At 70.6% G+C, this 13,884-nt stretch carries 15 protein-coding genes; 6 read left to right on the top strand and 9 right to left on the bottom strand.

Annotated features, from left to right (window positions below; genetic code table 11):
* Positions 1–86 precede the first annotated feature (86 nt).
* Complete coding sequence (htpG, locus tag LRS74_RS01485) at positions 87–1,997, top strand: molecular chaperone HtpG (protein WP_277739221.1); 1,911 nt, start codon at positions 87–89, stop codon at positions 1,995–1,997.
* Between the two features lie 105 nt (positions 1,998–2,102).
* Here the strand turns inward: htpG and LRS74_RS01480 are convergent, their stop codons facing one another.
* The 3 genes from LRS74_RS01480 to LRS74_RS01470 form a co-directional block, all read right to left on the bottom strand.
* Positions 2,103–2,960, bottom strand: a complete 858-nt coding sequence (locus tag LRS74_RS01480) for an alpha/beta hydrolase (protein ID WP_277739220.1) — start codon at positions 2,958–2,960, stop codon at positions 2,103–2,105.
* A complete protein-coding gene (locus LRS74_RS01475) occupies positions 2,957–3,550 on the bottom strand; it encodes a TetR/AcrR family transcriptional regulator (protein ID WP_277739219.1) in 594 nt (197 codons plus the stop codon). The genes LRS74_RS01480 and LRS74_RS01475 overlap by 4 nt, the downstream gene beginning before the upstream one ends.
* Before the next feature lie 102 nt (positions 3,551–3,652).
* Complete coding sequence (locus LRS74_RS01470; RefSeq protein WP_347178081.1) at positions 3,653–4,099, bottom strand: VOC family protein; 447 nt, start codon at positions 4,097–4,099, stop codon at positions 3,653–3,655.
* A 54-nt stretch (positions 4,100–4,153) separates the two neighbouring features.
* Here LRS74_RS01470 and LRS74_RS01465 point away from each other — a divergent pair, with 54 nt between their 5' ends.
* Positions 4,154–5,110, top strand: a complete 957-nt coding sequence (locus tag LRS74_RS01465) for a WYL domain-containing protein (protein WP_277739218.1) — start codon at positions 4,154–4,156, stop codon at positions 5,108–5,110.
* Between the two features lie 131 nt (positions 5,111–5,241).
* A complete protein-coding gene (locus LRS74_RS01460; protein ID WP_277739217.1) occupies positions 5,242–5,946 on the top strand; it encodes a DUF2470 domain-containing protein in 705 nt (234 codons plus the stop codon).
* A 67-nt stretch (positions 5,947–6,013) separates the two neighbouring features.
* Here LRS74_RS01460 and LRS74_RS01455 read toward each other — a convergent pair whose 3' ends face one another.
* The 4 genes from LRS74_RS01455 to LRS74_RS01440 form a co-directional block, all read right to left on the bottom strand.
* Positions 6,014–6,955: an NAD-dependent epimerase/dehydratase family protein gene (locus LRS74_RS01455; protein WP_277739216.1), complete on the bottom strand. Its 942-nt coding sequence runs from the start codon at positions 6,953–6,955 to the stop codon at positions 6,014–6,016.
* Positions 6,956–6,998: 43 nt separating this feature from the next.
* Positions 6,999–7,955: an aldo/keto reductase gene (locus LRS74_RS01450; RefSeq protein WP_277739215.1), complete on the bottom strand. Its 957-nt coding sequence runs from the start codon at positions 7,953–7,955 to the stop codon at positions 6,999–7,001.
* A 67-nt stretch (positions 7,956–8,022) separates the two neighbouring features.
* A complete protein-coding gene (locus LRS74_RS01445; RefSeq protein WP_277739214.1) occupies positions 8,023–8,571 on the bottom strand; it encodes a hypothetical protein in 549 nt (182 codons plus the stop codon).
* A gap of 178 nt (positions 8,572–8,749) precedes the next feature.
* Entirely contained in the window at positions 8,750–9,166 is a 417-nt protein-coding gene (locus LRS74_RS01440; RefSeq protein ID WP_277739213.1) for a VOC family protein, read from the bottom strand.
* An 85-nt stretch (positions 9,167–9,251) separates the two neighbouring features.
* Between LRS74_RS01440 and LRS74_RS01435 the strand changes: the two genes are divergently transcribed.
* Complete coding sequence (locus LRS74_RS01435) at positions 9,252–9,842, top strand: TetR/AcrR family transcriptional regulator (RefSeq protein ID WP_277739212.1); 591 nt, start codon at positions 9,252–9,254, stop codon at positions 9,840–9,842.
* Between the two features lie 316 nt (positions 9,843–10,158).
* Positions 10,159–11,628 (top strand): FG-GAP and VCBS repeat-containing protein, encoded by a 1,470-nt coding sequence (locus tag LRS74_RS01430; protein WP_277739211.1) that lies wholly within the window; start codon positions 10,159–10,161, stop codon positions 11,626–11,628.
* Between the two features lie 139 nt (positions 11,629–11,767).
* Here the strand turns inward: LRS74_RS01430 and LRS74_RS01425 are convergent, their stop codons facing one another.
* Positions 11,768–12,085, bottom strand: coding sequence for a helix-turn-helix domain-containing protein (locus LRS74_RS01425; RefSeq protein WP_277739210.1), 318 nt, complete (start codon positions 12,083–12,085; stop codon positions 11,768–11,770).
* Positions 12,086–12,186: 101 nt separating this feature from the next.
* Here LRS74_RS01425 and LRS74_RS01420 point away from each other — a divergent pair, with 101 nt between their 5' ends.
* Positions 12,187–12,579: a hypothetical protein gene (locus LRS74_RS01420; RefSeq protein ID WP_277739209.1), complete on the top strand. Its 393-nt coding sequence runs from the start codon at positions 12,187–12,189 to the stop codon at positions 12,577–12,579.
* 97 nt (positions 12,580–12,676) lie between these two features.
* Here LRS74_RS01420 and LRS74_RS01415 read toward each other — a convergent pair whose 3' ends face one another.
* On the bottom strand, positions 12,677–13,861 hold the full coding sequence (locus LRS74_RS01415; protein ID WP_277739208.1) for an erythromycin esterase family protein: 1,185 nt from the start codon (positions 13,859–13,861) through the stop codon (positions 12,677–12,679).
* Between the last annotated feature and the right edge of the window lie 23 nt (positions 13,862–13,884).

The raw sequence follows: 13,884 nt of genomic DNA, 5'->3' as shown, positions 1-13,884 counted from the left end.
CCCATTACCCGACCAATGCTCTGACGTGGTGTTTTACAGTGGCTTCCACCAGTTCCGGCGACAGGACCTGTGAGGTATTCGCGAACATGCCGACTGAAACGATCGAGTTTCAGGTGGAAGCCCGTCAGCTGCTGCAGCTGATGATCCACTCGGTCTACTCGAACAAGGATGTCTTCTTGCGGGAGCTCGTCTCCAACGCCTCGGACGCACTGGACAAGCTGCGCCTCGAGAAGCTGTGGGACGACTCGCTCGACGCGGACGTGTCCGATCCGCACATCGAGATCGACATCGACAAGGACGCTCGCACGCTCACCGTGCGGGACAACGGCATCGGGATGTCGTACGACGAGGTCGGGCGCCTCATCGGCACGATCGCCAACTCCGGCACCGCCCAGTTCCTCCAGGAGCTGCGGGAGGCCAAGGACGCGGCCGGGGCGGAGGGGCTCATCGGCCAGTTCGGCGTCGGCTTCTACTCCGGCTTCATGGTGGCGGACGAGGTCACCCTGGTGACCCGGCGCGCCGGCGAGAGCCAGGGCACCCGCTGGACCTCGCGAGGCGAGGGAACATACACGCTGGAGACGGTCGAAGACGCGCCGCAGGGCAGCTCGGTGACCCTCCACCTCAAGCCCGCCGACCCGGAGAACCAGCTCCACGACTACACCTCTCCGTGGAAGATCAGGGAGATCGTCAAGCGGTACTCGGACTTCATCACCTGGCCCATCAGGATGGCGCCCGAGGATTCCGGCGCGGCCGACACGAGCGACGAGGCGCCCGAACCCGAGACGCTCAACTCCATGAAGGCGCTGTGGGCGCGGCCGCGCGACGAGGTGTCCGACGACGAGTACCACGAGCTGTACAAGCACATCGGCCACGACTGGCGCGAACCCCTGGAGACGATCCGACTCCAGGCGGAGGGCACCTTCGAGTACCAGGCCCTGCTGTTCCTCCCCGCGCACGCCCCCCATGACCTGTTCACCCGGGACGTCGGCCGCGGCGTGCAGCTGTACGTCAAGCGCGTGTTCATCATGGACGAGTGCGAGGCGCTGCTGCCGCCGTACCTCCGCTTCGTCAAGGGCGTCGTCGACGCGGCGGACCTCTCGCTCAACGTGTCCCGCGAGATCCTCCAACAGGACCGTCACATCGAGATGATGCGGCGACGGCTGACGAAGAAGGTCCTGTCCACGGTCAAGGAGATGATGGCCAAGGACCAGGAGCGCTACGCCACGTTCTGGCGGGAGTTCGGCACCGTCCTCAAGGAGGGACTGGTCACCGACTCGGAGAACCGCGACGCCATCCTCGCCGTCGCGTCGTTCGCGAGCACGCACCACGACACCGAGCCGACCACGCTCAAGCAGTATGTGGAGCGGATGGGGGACGGTCAGGAGGACATCTACTACCTGACCGGCGACACCCGGCAGAGCATCGAGAACTCCCCGCACATGGAGGCGTTCCGGGAGCGCGGCATCGAGGTGCTGCTGCTCACCGACGCGGTCGACGAGGTGTGGGCCGACGCCGTGGGCGAGTACGAGGGCAAGAAGCTGCGTTCTGTCGCCAAGGGCCAGATCGACCTCGACGCCAAGGACGAGAACACCCCCGACAGCGAGCGGGAGAAGCAGACCGAGGAGTACGCGGGGCTGCTCGGCTGGATGAAGGAGCGACTGGAGGAGGACATCAAGGAGGTGCGCCTGTCCTCGCGTCTCACCGTCTCCCCGGCCTGCGTCGTCTCCGACGCGAACGACCTGACCCCGGCCCTGGAGAACATGTACCGGGCGATGGGACAGGAGGTGCCCACCGCCAAGCGGATCCTGGAGCTCAATCCGGAGCACGAGCTGGTGAAGGGCCTCAACCAGGCGTACCGGGAGCGCGAGGACCGCACGGAGCTCGCCGAGACCGCCGAGCTCCTCCACGGCCTGGCGGTGCTCGCCGAGGGGGGTCAGCCGAAGGAACCGGCCCGGTTCGTCAAGCTGATGGCGGACCGTCTGGAACGGGCGCTGTAATTTCGCTCCGCGAGTCGTCGGCGGCCTGCCCTCCCGAGGAGAGGGTCGGGCCGCCGGCGGTTCGTCGGGCGTGGAAGCGGTGACCCGGGCATCCCGGACCGGAGCTCAGGCGAGGAAGGTCTTCCGAAGGAGTTCGCCGAACTCGGCGGGGTGCGTGGTCAGGCCGGTGTGTCCGCCGGGGAAGTGGAGCAACTCCGTGCCGAGACGCTCGGCCAGGAAAGCGGCCGGACGGTACGGCAACTCCCCGTGGGACTCCCGGCCGCCGGCGAGCACGAGCCGGTCCGACAGCGCCTCCAGCCGGTGGATGTCCGGGGCGTAGGCCATGAAGACGGGCACGATGCGGCCGACGAAGTACGGCAGGTTCGCCATCGTCCGCTCGGCCCGTGCCGCCGCCTGGGGCGGCAGCTCGATCTCGCCCTTCGGCTCGGTCTCGGTGGTGTCGCCGGCCGTGGTGTCGCCGTCCTTCCTCATCCCCTCGGCGAACACGGCCATCGCCGGCATGAGCCCCTGCGCGCGGAACGTCTCCTGTACGCGCGCGAGGAGCGCGCGGTGTTCGTGGGCGTCCGGCAGGACCTCCACCACCGGCGGCTCGTGCGCCACGAGGCGTTCGACGCGCTCGGGACGGGTGGTGAGCAGGTGCAGGGCGGCGATCGCGCCCGAACTGACGCCGAACACCCGGGCGGGCTCACCCGGCGACAGCATGTCCAGCATCCGGAAGGCGTCGTCGGCGTGCTCCGCCACACGCTGTTCGGCCTCGGAGTCGTCCAGCGTGCTTCCGGACATCCCGCGCGGGTCGTAGGTCGCCACCGTGTACTCGGCGGCCAGGTCGTCGGCGATGCCGTCGAAGGAGGCCGCGCCGCCCGCCCCTCCGGGGATCAGCAGCAGGAGCGGGCCCCGGCCCCGCACTTCGTAGTGCAGGGTGGCGCCGTTCACGCGCAGGCTGCCGGTGGTCGGCTCGGTCATGAGGATTCTCCTTCTCGGGACGGGGGCCAGTGCTCCAGGAGGGTGTGCAGGGCGTCGAGGGCGCGGACCCAGGAGTGCCGCGACGAACGCGCGTGCGCGAACCCTCCCGCGGCCTCCAGCGCGACGAACCCGTGGAACGCGCTGCGCAGCAACCGGACCGCGTCGGTCAGGTCGGGCTCGGCCAGTCCGTAGCCGCGCAGCATGCCGTAGGTCAGCTCGACCGCGCGCCGTGGTCCGGGAGCCTGCGCGGCCAGCTCGGGGTCGATCCGGATCGACGCCTGCGTCGCCGCGTAGCGGCCCGGATGCCGGTGGGCGTACTCCCGCCAGGCGTCGGCGAACGCGACCAGCGCGTCCTTGCCCGCCCGCCCGGCGGTCGCCTCCGCGATACGGATGGTCTTCTCGTCCGCCGCCAGCAGCGCGATCCGTCCGCGCAGATCCTCCAGACCGCGCACATGTGTGTAGAGGCTCGCGTCCTTCACACCGAGCCGCCGCGCCACCTGAGACATGGTCACCTGGTCGAGCCCCACCTCGTCCGCCAACTCGGCGCCCGCGAGGGTCACCCGCTCCGCCGTCAACCCCGCCCGCGCCATGCGCCCTCCCGGTTGGCCTAGGGCCACTAGATCATTTCTAGGAGGTCTAGTTATAACCTAGGGCCCTTAGGTTCGCAACGCGCCGCCGGCGAGGCGCGGTTGTCAACGGCTCAGCATGTCCAGGTAGTGCTGGTTGTACATGACGCCGAGCACGTTCCCGTAGGGGTCGACCACGGAGGCGGTGACGAAGCCGGGCCCACGCTCGATCGGCTTCTCGTACACGGTGGCGCCCAGGGAGAGCAGTCGCTCGAAGGCGCCCTCGACGTCGTCCACGTGCCAGTAGGTCACCGCGCCGCCGGGGTGCTGCGGGCGGGGTCCGGGCGCGAAGCGGCTGTCGATGATGCCCAGTTCGTGCTGGTGGTCCCCGAGGCGGAACTCCACGTAGGCGAGCTCCTGCTCCCCGAGGGGGCGGGTGAAGTACGGCTCGACCCCGAGTACCTCGGTGTACCAGCGGGCGGCAGCGGCGACGTCGTCGGCGAAGAGGCTGACGGTGGTGAGTCCTCGCAGCATCGGGTGGTTCTCCCTCTCTCGGTGGGTGACGTCATCCATCCTCCGATCTAAAGTGCTCATCTACTGAGCACTTTTACGGGGGAATGCGGAGTCATGCGCGCCGATCGTCTGGTGGCCGTCCTGATGCTGATGCGGCAGCGGGGCCGGGTGACCGCCGCCGAGCTGGCTGTCGAGCTCGAGGTCTCGGTGGCCACGGCCCGCCGAGACCTGGAGGCGCTCTCCGCGGCGGGGGTGCCGGTGTATCCGCAGCCCGGCCGCGGGGGCGGCTGGTCGTTGGTCGGCGGTGCCAGGACCGACCTCAGCGGACTGACCGCGGTCGAGGCGCGCGCCCTGTTCCTCCTGGTCGGCCCCGGCGCGGCGGTGTCCAACGAGGTCAAGTCGGCGCTGCGCAAGCTGCTCGCGGCGCTGCCCCACACCTTCCGGGCGGAGGCGGAAGCCGCCACCGACGCGACCGTGATCGACCCTGTCCGATGGGGTGAGCGCGACCGGCCCCGGCCGGCGACGGTCGAACTGTTGCAGAGCGCCGTGGTCCGTCGCCGTAAGGTTCGGCTGAGCTATGCCGGTCGCGCCCAGGAGTCGACGGTACGGCTGGTCGACCCGTGGGGCCTGATCGACAAGGACGGCACCTGGTACCTCCTGGCCGGCACCGAGCGCGGGCGGCGGACCTTCCGGGTGGACCGGATCCTGCGGGCCGAGCCGACCGAGCAGCCCGCCGAACGCCCCGAGGACCTGGCCCTGGCCGCCGTCTGGGCGGAGGTCGTCGAGGAGATCGAGCAGCGGCGCGCCCGCACCTGGGCGACCGTGCTGATCGAGGAGCGGTATCTGCCGATCCTGCGCGACCGCTTCGGACGCCACTGCCACGCCGAGGGACCGGTCGGCGGGCAGCGGCTCCGGGTCCGCGTCGCCGCCCCCACCCCACTGGACCTCGCCCGCCAACTCGCGGGCTGGGGCGCCCTCGTCGACGTTCTCGAACCCCGCTCGGTCCAGGACCACCTCGCCCGCATCGGCGCGGAACTGCTCAGCCGGTACGGCGAGGCGGGCGATGGCTGACGCCGACCGCGGTGGCCGCCCCGGACCGGAACGCGCCCGGCCCACCCGGAGGCGTTCGGATTAGGTTAGGCTTACCTAAGTAATGGTTGGTCTCCCCGTCCAGTCTCCCTACCCGCGCCTGGAGTCCCCGGATGCGTCCTTTCCCCGCCCGTGCCGCAACGCCGACCGCCGCCGAACGCGTCCGGTCGATCCTGGCCGCCGCCCATTCGATGACCGTGGTGAGTGACGGCACGCACACCGAAGTGCGCCGACTCGACGGCATGGGGGCGATGGGACACTTCCACCTGCGCGCGCCGTCCGAGGGCGTCGATGCCCCGACGACCCCCCGCGTCCCGGTCCGGTTGGAGCTCACCGACATCGCCCCCACGCCGGTGCGCGACCGCCTGCGCGCCCGCGTCACGGTGACCGGACTGCTGACCGACACCTATCGCGCGGAGGCCACGGAGAGCGCCTGCGTGGAGTTCGGCCAGGCGGTCCTCGAAGACGCCCAGGGGCGCGCATACGTCACCCTCCACGCCCTGGAGGCCACCGAACTCGACCCGATCGCGACCAGCGAAGCGGACATGCTGACCCACCTCATGGACGACCACAGCGAACTCCTGCCCCTGCTGCTGCGCCTCGTCCGCCCCCATCCCGGCAGTGGACTGCTGCGCGCCCTCCCGGTGGCGATGGACCGGTACGGCATGACCCTGCGCCTCGAATACCCCCGCACCCATCACGACGTCCGGCTGCCGTTCCAGACACCCGTGACCGACATCGAGCAGGTCGGCCCCCAGATCCATGCCCTCCTGGCCACGGCGCGCCGTCTCTCCCACAGCGGGCGCCTGCTGGCCTGATCCACCCGGCGGCGCGAGGGCGGCGCCCGACGCGGAGAGTGACAGTGCGTCAGACCTGGCGGGCAGGTCAGCCCGTGGTGGCCAGTCGCTCCCGCCACCAGTCCACCGTCGCCTTCACCTGCTCGTCGAGGGGAGTGGCTCGTGACCCGAACTCCGCTTCGTAGGCTCGTGAATCCACCACGAACGGACGGTCGAACTGGTAGCGGATCTCCCTGAGTTCGCGGATCAGCGGGGAGAAGAGCGAGGCGACGCCCAGCACGGCCGGCGAGAGCCTGCGCACCGCGACCGGCCCCGTTCCGGAATGGGCTGCAAGACGGTCGACCATCTCCCGGGGAGACAGCGCGGGTTCCGTGGGGACGTGCCAGACCCGTCCCCACGCCCGCTCCTCGCCCGCGACCTCGACCAGGGCCCTGGCCACATCGGGCAGATAGCTCCAGCTGTGCGGGGCGTCCGGATCCCCGAGCGTGGCGACTGGCTTGCCGCGCAGCAGTCGTGGCATGACCCGTGCGGCCAGGTGCCCGCCATCGGTCACGCCGGGCCCGAAGAAGTCCGAGGCCCGCACCTCGACCGCCGTGACGCGCCCCTGCTCGTGCAGCGTGCGCGCCTCTTCCCAGACGGCGGCGCGCACTCTCCCCTTGGGGCCGGTCGCCGCGAGCGGCAGCTTCTCCGTCATGGGACCGTCCACCGGGCCGTAGCCGTAGAGGTTGCCCAGCATGACCAGAACGGCCCCGGTCGCCTCGGCCGCCGCGCAGACCGACGAGGCCAGCGGCGGCCACTCACTCGCCCAGCGAGGGTAGGGCGGTGCGGCACAGCTGTAGATCGCGGCCGCGCCCCGCGCCGCCTCGACCAGTCGCCCGCTGTCCCTCGCGTCCAGGGCGACATGCTCGATGCCGGGCTCCGGGCTTCGGCCCGACGTGGTGATGACCCGAACCGGGTGACCCTGCTCGGCCAGCAGCCGAGCGGTGGCCGCCCCGGCGGGCCCGAATCCTATGACGACATGAAGGCTCACGGGCGCACACTAGCGCGAATGCGGTGCTCCTCTGCTGACCCGGCTACGGGAGCGGCTTGCCGCGCGCGGTGAGCCAGAGGGCGTACCACTCCTCGTGGTCCAACCCCGGCGGCTGGTCGACCGCCTGGCGGCAGGCCCGGATCCGCCCCGGGTCGGCAGTGCCGATCACCGGCGCGATCCTGGCCGGGTGTCGCTGGAGCCACCACAGCAGCACGGTCTCCGGGGTCACCTGCTTGCCCGCGGCCAGCTCCGCGACCAGCTCGGCGGTCGCCCGCTCCTGGGGTGACTCCTGAAGTCCGGTGAATCGGCCCTGGGCCAGCGCGCCCCAGGCCTGTAGCTGTACGCCGTGGTCGCGGCAGTACTCCAGGGTGCCGAAGGGGAAGCCGTTGGCCGCGCCCGCGGAGGTGTTCAGCAGGACCGCGGCCTCGACCCAGTCGCGTTGGCGCAGACTCATCTCCAACTGGTTGGCGACGAGCGGCAGCCGCAGCCGGGCCTGGAGCGCCGCGATCTGCGCCGCCCCCATGTTGGAGACACCGAACCGGCGCACCAGGCCCTGGGTGTGCAGGGCGGTCAGGGCCTCGGCGATGTCGTCGGGGTCCGCGAGCGGGTCCGGCCGGTGCAGCAGCAACACGTCGATCACGTCGGTGCGCAGCCTGGTCAGGCTCTCCTCGACCCGGCGCAGGATGGTCTTGCCGCGCAGGTCGTAGATGCCGGGGCGCTCACCGTCCGCCAGGCGGATCCCGCACTTCGTCTGAAGGGTGATCCGCCCGCGCAGCCCGGAGTCGCGGGTCAGGAGTTCACCGAAGACCGCCTCGGACTTCCCGTGGCGGTAGATGTCCGCGTGGTCGAAGGTGGTGATCCCGATCTCCAGCGCCGCGGTGATCGCCGCCTCCGCGACCCCGATCTCCGCGGCACCATAGGGCTCGGGCCCCCATGTGCCGCCCAGGCCCATGCACCCGTACAGCGGTCGGGTCGTACTCGCGTTCGCTTCCGTCGTCACATGCCGACCCTACGGTCCGCCGCGCTCCGCCGCGCACCCGCCATGGAGGGGGGAAGGGCGCTCCGGCTCAGGAGGGGCGCTTTCGCGCGGTGACATAACTGAACGGCCCGCAGACCCCGGCGCTGTGGTGGCCGGCCGCCGCGAGAGCCCGCGCCAGACGCTCACGTGGCTTGAGTCCCAGGCCCGCGGTGGCGTGCAGGGCCCCGAGGGCGAGTTCGCCTCCGCATCCCACGGCCGTGTATCCGTCGGCGGGCTCGGCTATCTGGTAGTCGTCGTAGACGGCGAACAGGCGGCCGTGTATGCCGACGAGGAACGTCCCGGCCTGCTCCTGCTCGGAGTCCTTGCGCGACCAGCCGCCGGCCTTGAGACAGGTGCGCAGCCTGTCGACGAAGACGGTGGTCATGAACCGGTCCAGGTCGCCCTTGGGCTTGGGCGCCTTGAACGCGTGGTGCAGCAGTTGGCCCATGCGGAAGCTGGTGGTGAAACCCATGGCATAAGGACCGTTACGGAAGATCTTCGGGTCCCGGCGCACGGCGATACTGAGTCCGGCGACACCCGCGGAGTCCCCGCCCAGGTGCACCCTCCCGTGGTGTACGAGCCCGACGATCACGGTCATGGTCTCCCCCTCCGCTCTGTCCCTCTCTCGATACTGCGCCCGAGGAGGCGCGCGGAAACCGAACGGCGAACGAGTGTGAGGCTCCCGTTTCCCGTGGCCCCCATCGCCGGAGCTCATGGGCGCCGCCGCTCGGTGAGCGCTTCAGTCGGCCTGCCCGACCGACTGAAGCGCTCGGTCCTCAGGCGTTGAGGTACTGGTCGGCGTATTCAGCTGTCGGCTCGATGGGCGTGATCACGTCGATGAGGATCCCGTTCGGATCGGCGACGATGAAGTGACGCTGCCCGAAGTCCTCGCTGCGCAGCGCGAGGTGTGGCGTCAGTCCCTCGCGGACGACCAGCCGGTCCCACTCGGCGTCCACGTCTTCGACCTCGAAGTTGAGGAGCAACCCCCGAGCGGGGACGCGATGTCCCTCGGGCAGGGTGGGGTGTGTGGGGTCGATGAGCGCGAGCTCGTACGAGGGTTCTCCCGGTCGGCGCAGGCTGACGTACCAATCCGCCGCGAAGGTGGTCTCGAAGCCCAACAGTCGGGTGTAGAAGTCGTGGGACTCCTTCAGTCGCGCGGTGCCGATCACGGGATAGAAGCCGGTCAGTTTCATGGGAACCACCCTTCACATACCATCGGTATGCGAACAAGGTAGTTCACATACCATCGGTATGCCAATAGGTGGGCGAGGCGAGACGGTGCGACAGGGTGTCAGGGCGCGTCAGCGCGAGAAGACCAGGCGGACGTTGTTGCTGGAGGGGCGGCGCCTCTTCGCCGAGCACGGGTATGGCGCGGTCGGCCTGTCCCAGATCGTCAGCGCGGCCGGGGTCACCAAGGGCGCGCTCTACCACCACTTCGACTCCAAGGTCGCCGTGTTCCGCGCGGTCCTGGAAACGGTGCAGCGGGAGGTGGGCGAGCGGGTGGCGGCGGCCGCGGACGCTCACGACGACCCGTGGCTGCGGTTGACGGTCGGCTGTCAGGAGTTCCTCGCCGCGACCACCGCTCCGGACGTTCAGCGGATCATGCTTGTCGACGGGCCCGCGGTGTTGGGGTGGAGTGAGTGGCGGTCGATGGACGAGGCGAACTCGGCCCGCCACCTCGGCGAGGCCCTGACCGTCCTCGTCGAATCAGGGGTGATCGCTCCGCAGCCGGTGGCCCCGCTGGCACACCTGTTGTCCGGGGCGATGAACGAGGCGGCCCTGTGGTTGGCCTCCTCGTCGTCCTCGGACGACCTGGCAGACACCCAGGCAGCGTTGGCGCGCCTGCTCGAAGCGTTGCGCGCGGGCTGAAACGCCGGCGTCGGGGCGTGGGCGGTCATGGCGACGGCGCACGCCCGTTCTCGTCGATGACCGGGCCCCGGCCCGGTCATCGCCCGCCCCGGGCATCGGCGCGCCGACCTGTGCGGTGACGGTCTTCCTCCCGGGGAATCCCTTGTCCACGGCTTCCGTCCCCACGGATCCCCGCCCGGCCGACCGTGAGCAGGCGCATCCGCCCGGTGTGACGTTCACTGCCTGTGCGCCGGCGTGCAACCATCCCTTCACCTGGGGCGTCGTACGGGCGGAAGCGAGCCCCCAGCTCCTTCTTCGCCCTGAGACTGGAGCAGTTTTGCGGATACGTACTTCGGCTGTCGCCATCACCGTCGTCACCGCGGCGGCCGGCCTGTCTGTGGCCCTCGCCCCTACCGCGAGCGCGGTCACCGCCAAGCCCGGCGACTTCAACGGCGACGGCATCGCCGACCTCGTCGTGGCCAGCCCCGGGGCCACCGTCGGTGGCTCCACCGGTGCCGGCTCGGTGACCGTCACCTACGGCTCCGCCGACGGTGTGTCCCCCACCCGTTCGGTGACCCTCACCCAGAACTCGTCCGGAGTTCCGGGCGGCGCCGAGAACGCGGACCGCTTCGGCAGCTCCTACGCCACTGGTGACCTCGACGGCGACGGGTACACCGACCTCGTGGTCGGAGCCGAGGGGGAGACGCTGTCCGGTTCTCGCACCACCGGCAGCGTCACCGTCCTGTGGGGCGGGGCGAAGGGCCTCACCCAGGGCGGCGTCGCGGTCGGCAACCCGCTCGCCTCCGACCCCGAGGCATGGACCAAGCGGTTCGGCCACCAGGTCGCGGTCGGCGACTTCGACGGCGACGGCCGCGCGCAGCTCGCCGCGGTCTCCGATCACGATCTGTGGACGTTCGGGAACGGCTTCACCCGTACCGCCACGCCCACGCCCGTGCTCAGCGGTCAGGAGGACCAGTACACGACGCTGACCGCGGGCGATTTCCGGGGCACCGGCCGCGTCCAGCTCGCGACCACGGGCCCGCAGGACTGCGACGGCTACGGCTGTCAGTTCGCCGCCGTCTACGCCGCCGACGCCGACGGCAAGGTGGTCCGGGAGAAGACCCTCCAGGTGCCCAACTCCGGCATCAGCGACGAGGACGACGTAACCTTCTCCGCCGCCGCGGGCGACGTGAACCACGACGGTTACACCGACCTGGTCACCGGCCAGGGCTGGTCGTACACCGCCGCGGGCTACGTCTACGTGCGGTACGGCAGCGCGGACGGGCTCGCCGCCCACCGCACCGCCAAGCTCGACCAGAACACCGCGGGTGTGCCCGGCGCCAACGAGAACGGTGACCGCCTCGGCGCCTCCGTGGCCGTCGGCGACGTCACCGGCGACGGCTACGCCGACGTCGTGGCCGGCGCCCCGGGCGAGACCGTCGACGGCGTCACCCAGACCGGCGAGGTCGTGCTGTTCAAGGGAGCGGCGAGCGGCCTCACCGGCACCGGAGCCCAGGCATTCCACCAGGCCACCAGTGGTGTGCCCGGGGCGTCGGAGGCGTATGACTGGTTCGGCTCCGCGGTCCGTGTGATCGACGTCAACGGCAACGGCAAGGCGGACGTGGCTGTCGCCGCGCGCGGCGAGGACGTCTTCGCCGGCGCGACGAAGGCCGGCGTGGACGGCTCGGACTGGGTGCTGCGCGGCTCGGCGAGCGGTCTGACGACCTCTCACGCCACCTCGTTCAGCGCGAAGTCCTTCGGAGTCACGGACCCGAACGGCGAGTTCGGCACGGTGCTGGGCAGCTGACCCGTACCGATGTCCCATGGGGTGGAGCGGGGTCCGCCTGATCCGCAGTGGATCAGGCGGACCCCGCTCCGCGTCGTGGTCACGGACCGGGCGGCGAGATCCGATCGCCCGCTCGGAGTACCGAGGAGGCGTGGGCGGATCACTCGCGCGCGGGCGAGCCGGCGGCGGCCAGGATGGCCGTCAGCACGCCGGGAAAGCGTGTCTCCAGATCATCGCGGCGCAACGTCATGTAACGCGCCTTGCCTTCGGAGCGCGTCCACGTCAGACCCGACTCCCGCAGGACGCGCCAGTGGTTGGACAGCGTGGAGCGTGGGATGTCGACGCTTTCCGGGCTGCACGACACCTCGCCGTGGGATGCCATGAGGCACACCAGTTCCAGCCGGACCGGGTCGCTGAGTGCGTGTAGCACGGAGACCAGATCCAGGTCCGCCGTCTCCGGCTGAGTCAGCGATCGCATCCCACACTCCCCGTCGGCCATCGGTGCTTGGCATCGTAGCCAACCCCGCATACGATCATTTCCATATTTCGGGATCATCGAAATGATCAAGGGGTGGCCTGATGGCAGTTGTCTCTACCTACGCCCGCGTGTACGTCGACGACCTGGACGTCGCTCTCCCGACCTTCGAGGCCCTGACCGGCGCCGAGTCGGGGCTGCGCTTCATGTATCGGGACGTCGAGCTGGCGGCGATCGGCGGCTTCCTGCTCGTGGCGGGAACCGAGCAGGCGTTGGCTCCGTTCCGCGATGTGCAGGCCACCGTCATCGTCGAGGACCTCGACGACGTCTTCACGGTGGTGGCGCGCCAGGGTGGCCAGACGCTCGACGGCCCCAACACCGTCCCGACCGGGCGGAATCTGACGATCCGCCACCCCGGTGGCGCGGTCGTCGAGTACGTCGAGTTCGACCCCGCCAAGGTGGAAGCGCGATCAAAGGCGCCGGCGGGCAGGCCGTGACGGACGGAGACGACGTTACGCACCCTGCGACCAACGGACATGGCGATGACCCATCTGGGCCGTGGTCCTGCTAGGACGAGGCGGCGGTGCCCCACCCTCAGATGTCCCTGACGAAGACGATGGCGTCGAACTGGTCGAGGGTGGCCGGGTCGAGGGCGGAGTAGGTGTGGTCGGCCGGGACGCGGGGCGTCGGCCGCCGGTCGAGGGCCGCGGCGAGACGGCCGGGGTCGATGACGGCGCGGTCGTGGGGCAGGGCGGACAGTCGCCCTTCGAGGGTGTCAGGGTCGGGGACGTCGGAGCCGCGGGCACCGAAGGTGGTGGCGGCGAAGGCGTACCGGTCGCCCAGGCGGGTGCCGATGACGGCGCCCGCGCTCCACCACTCGACCGGCAGGTCGGCGAACCGCGTCCGACTCTTGTCACGTTGCAGGTGGCCGTTGTGGGCGAAGGCGAGGGTGGGGCCGCGACGGGCCTCGCGGTGGACGATGGCGTCGAGGTTGTCGGCCATCATCGCATCGCGCAGGCCCATGAGCGCGCCGACCCGGGTGGGCGCGGTGTCGGCCAGCCCGGAGTGGTAGCGAAGGAGCCCGGAGGCGGTGCGGGCCTGTAGATCGGCGCGCCAGAAGTCGTCGGGGGAGGTGGCGTTCGCCAGATGCGGGGCGTGCGAGGTGAACACCGCACGCAGATCGTCGGTGATCAGGCGCAGTTCCCCGGCCTCGGGGGTGCGGCCGACGGACCGGGTGGGGTCCATCAGGGCGGCCGGGTCGGTCCAGCGCTCGTCGGGGCCGAGCAACCCGTCGAGGGTATCGAGACTCCAGGGCAGGTCGAGGTGGGCGGCGAGGTAGTCGTACAGTGCGGTCAGGGCCGCGCGGGGGCTGGCGGCGCCGGTCATCTCCAGAGGGCCGTCGAATCCGTAGAAGCGAAGCCGCTCGTGCCGCGGGCGCTGTTCGTTGTAGGCGCGCATCCAGCGCAGAAGCTCGCGGTTGGCGGGCGAGGCGCCGAGGCCGTGGCTGAAGCCGAGGCTCATCGCGTCGTCGAGGGTGCCGATGCCGTCGACGACGTACGCGTCGGCGGTCAGGGCCGCCAGGCAGTCGCTCTCCATGACGATCGAGCGGTAGCCCTCGTGTGCGACCAGGTGACGGAAGAGTTCGTTGCGCAGCTCGGGGAAGGCTTCGACGCCATGGGTGGGCTCGCCGAGGCCGAGCAGGCGGGTGGTGGGGGACAGGAGCGCGGTGAGGGCGCCGCCGGTGAAGGGGCGGGCGGCATCCCGTATCGAGGCCGTCATGGCTTCAACCGTATCGTTGAACC

This window comes from Streptomyces sp. LX-29, assembly GCF_029541745.1.
Classification (GTDB): domain Bacteria; phylum Actinomycetota; class Actinomycetes; order Streptomycetales; family Streptomycetaceae; genus Streptomyces.
This window is presented reverse-complemented; position numbering and strand designations above follow the sequence as displayed.

Bases quoted from the DNA above. Each gene is read 5' to 3' on its own strand.
- htpG (WP_277739221.1), top strand. From the start codon at position 87: ATGCCGACTGAAACGATCGAGTTTCAGGTGGAAGCCCGTCAGCTGCTG.
- LRS74_RS01480 (WP_277739220.1), bottom strand. From the start codon at position 2,960: ATGACCGAGCCGACCACCGGCAGCCTGCGCGTGAACGGCGCCACCCTG.
- LRS74_RS01475 (WP_277739219.1), bottom strand. From the start codon at position 3,550: ATGGCGCGGGCGGGGTTGACGGCGGAGCGGGTGACCCTCGCGGGCGCC.
- LRS74_RS01470 (WP_347178081.1), bottom strand. From the start codon at position 4,099: ATGGATGACGTCACCCACCGAGAGAGGGAGAACCACCCGATGCTGCGA.
- LRS74_RS01465 (WP_277739218.1), top strand. From the start codon at position 4,154: ATGCGCGCCGATCGTCTGGTGGCCGTCCTGATGCTGATGCGGCAGCGG.
- LRS74_RS01460 (WP_277739217.1), top strand. From the start codon at position 5,242: ATGCGTCCTTTCCCCGCCCGTGCCGCAACGCCGACCGCCGCCGAACGC.
- LRS74_RS01445 (WP_277739214.1), bottom strand. From the start codon at position 8,571: ATGACCGTGATCGTCGGGCTCGTACACCACGGGAGGGTGCACCTGGGC.
- LRS74_RS01440 (WP_277739213.1), bottom strand. From the start codon at position 9,166: ATGAAACTGACCGGCTTCTATCCCGTGATCGGCACCGCGCGACTGAAG.
- LRS74_RS01425 (WP_277739210.1), bottom strand. From the start codon at position 12,085: ATGCGATCGCTGACTCAGCCGGAGACGGCGGACCTGGATCTGGTCTCC.
- LRS74_RS01420 (WP_277739209.1), top strand. From the start codon at position 12,187: ATGGCAGTTGTCTCTACCTACGCCCGCGTGTACGTCGACGACCTGGAC.
- LRS74_RS01415 (WP_277739208.1), bottom strand. From the start codon at position 13,861: ATGACGGCCTCGATACGGGATGCCGCCCGCCCCTTCACCGGCGGCGCC.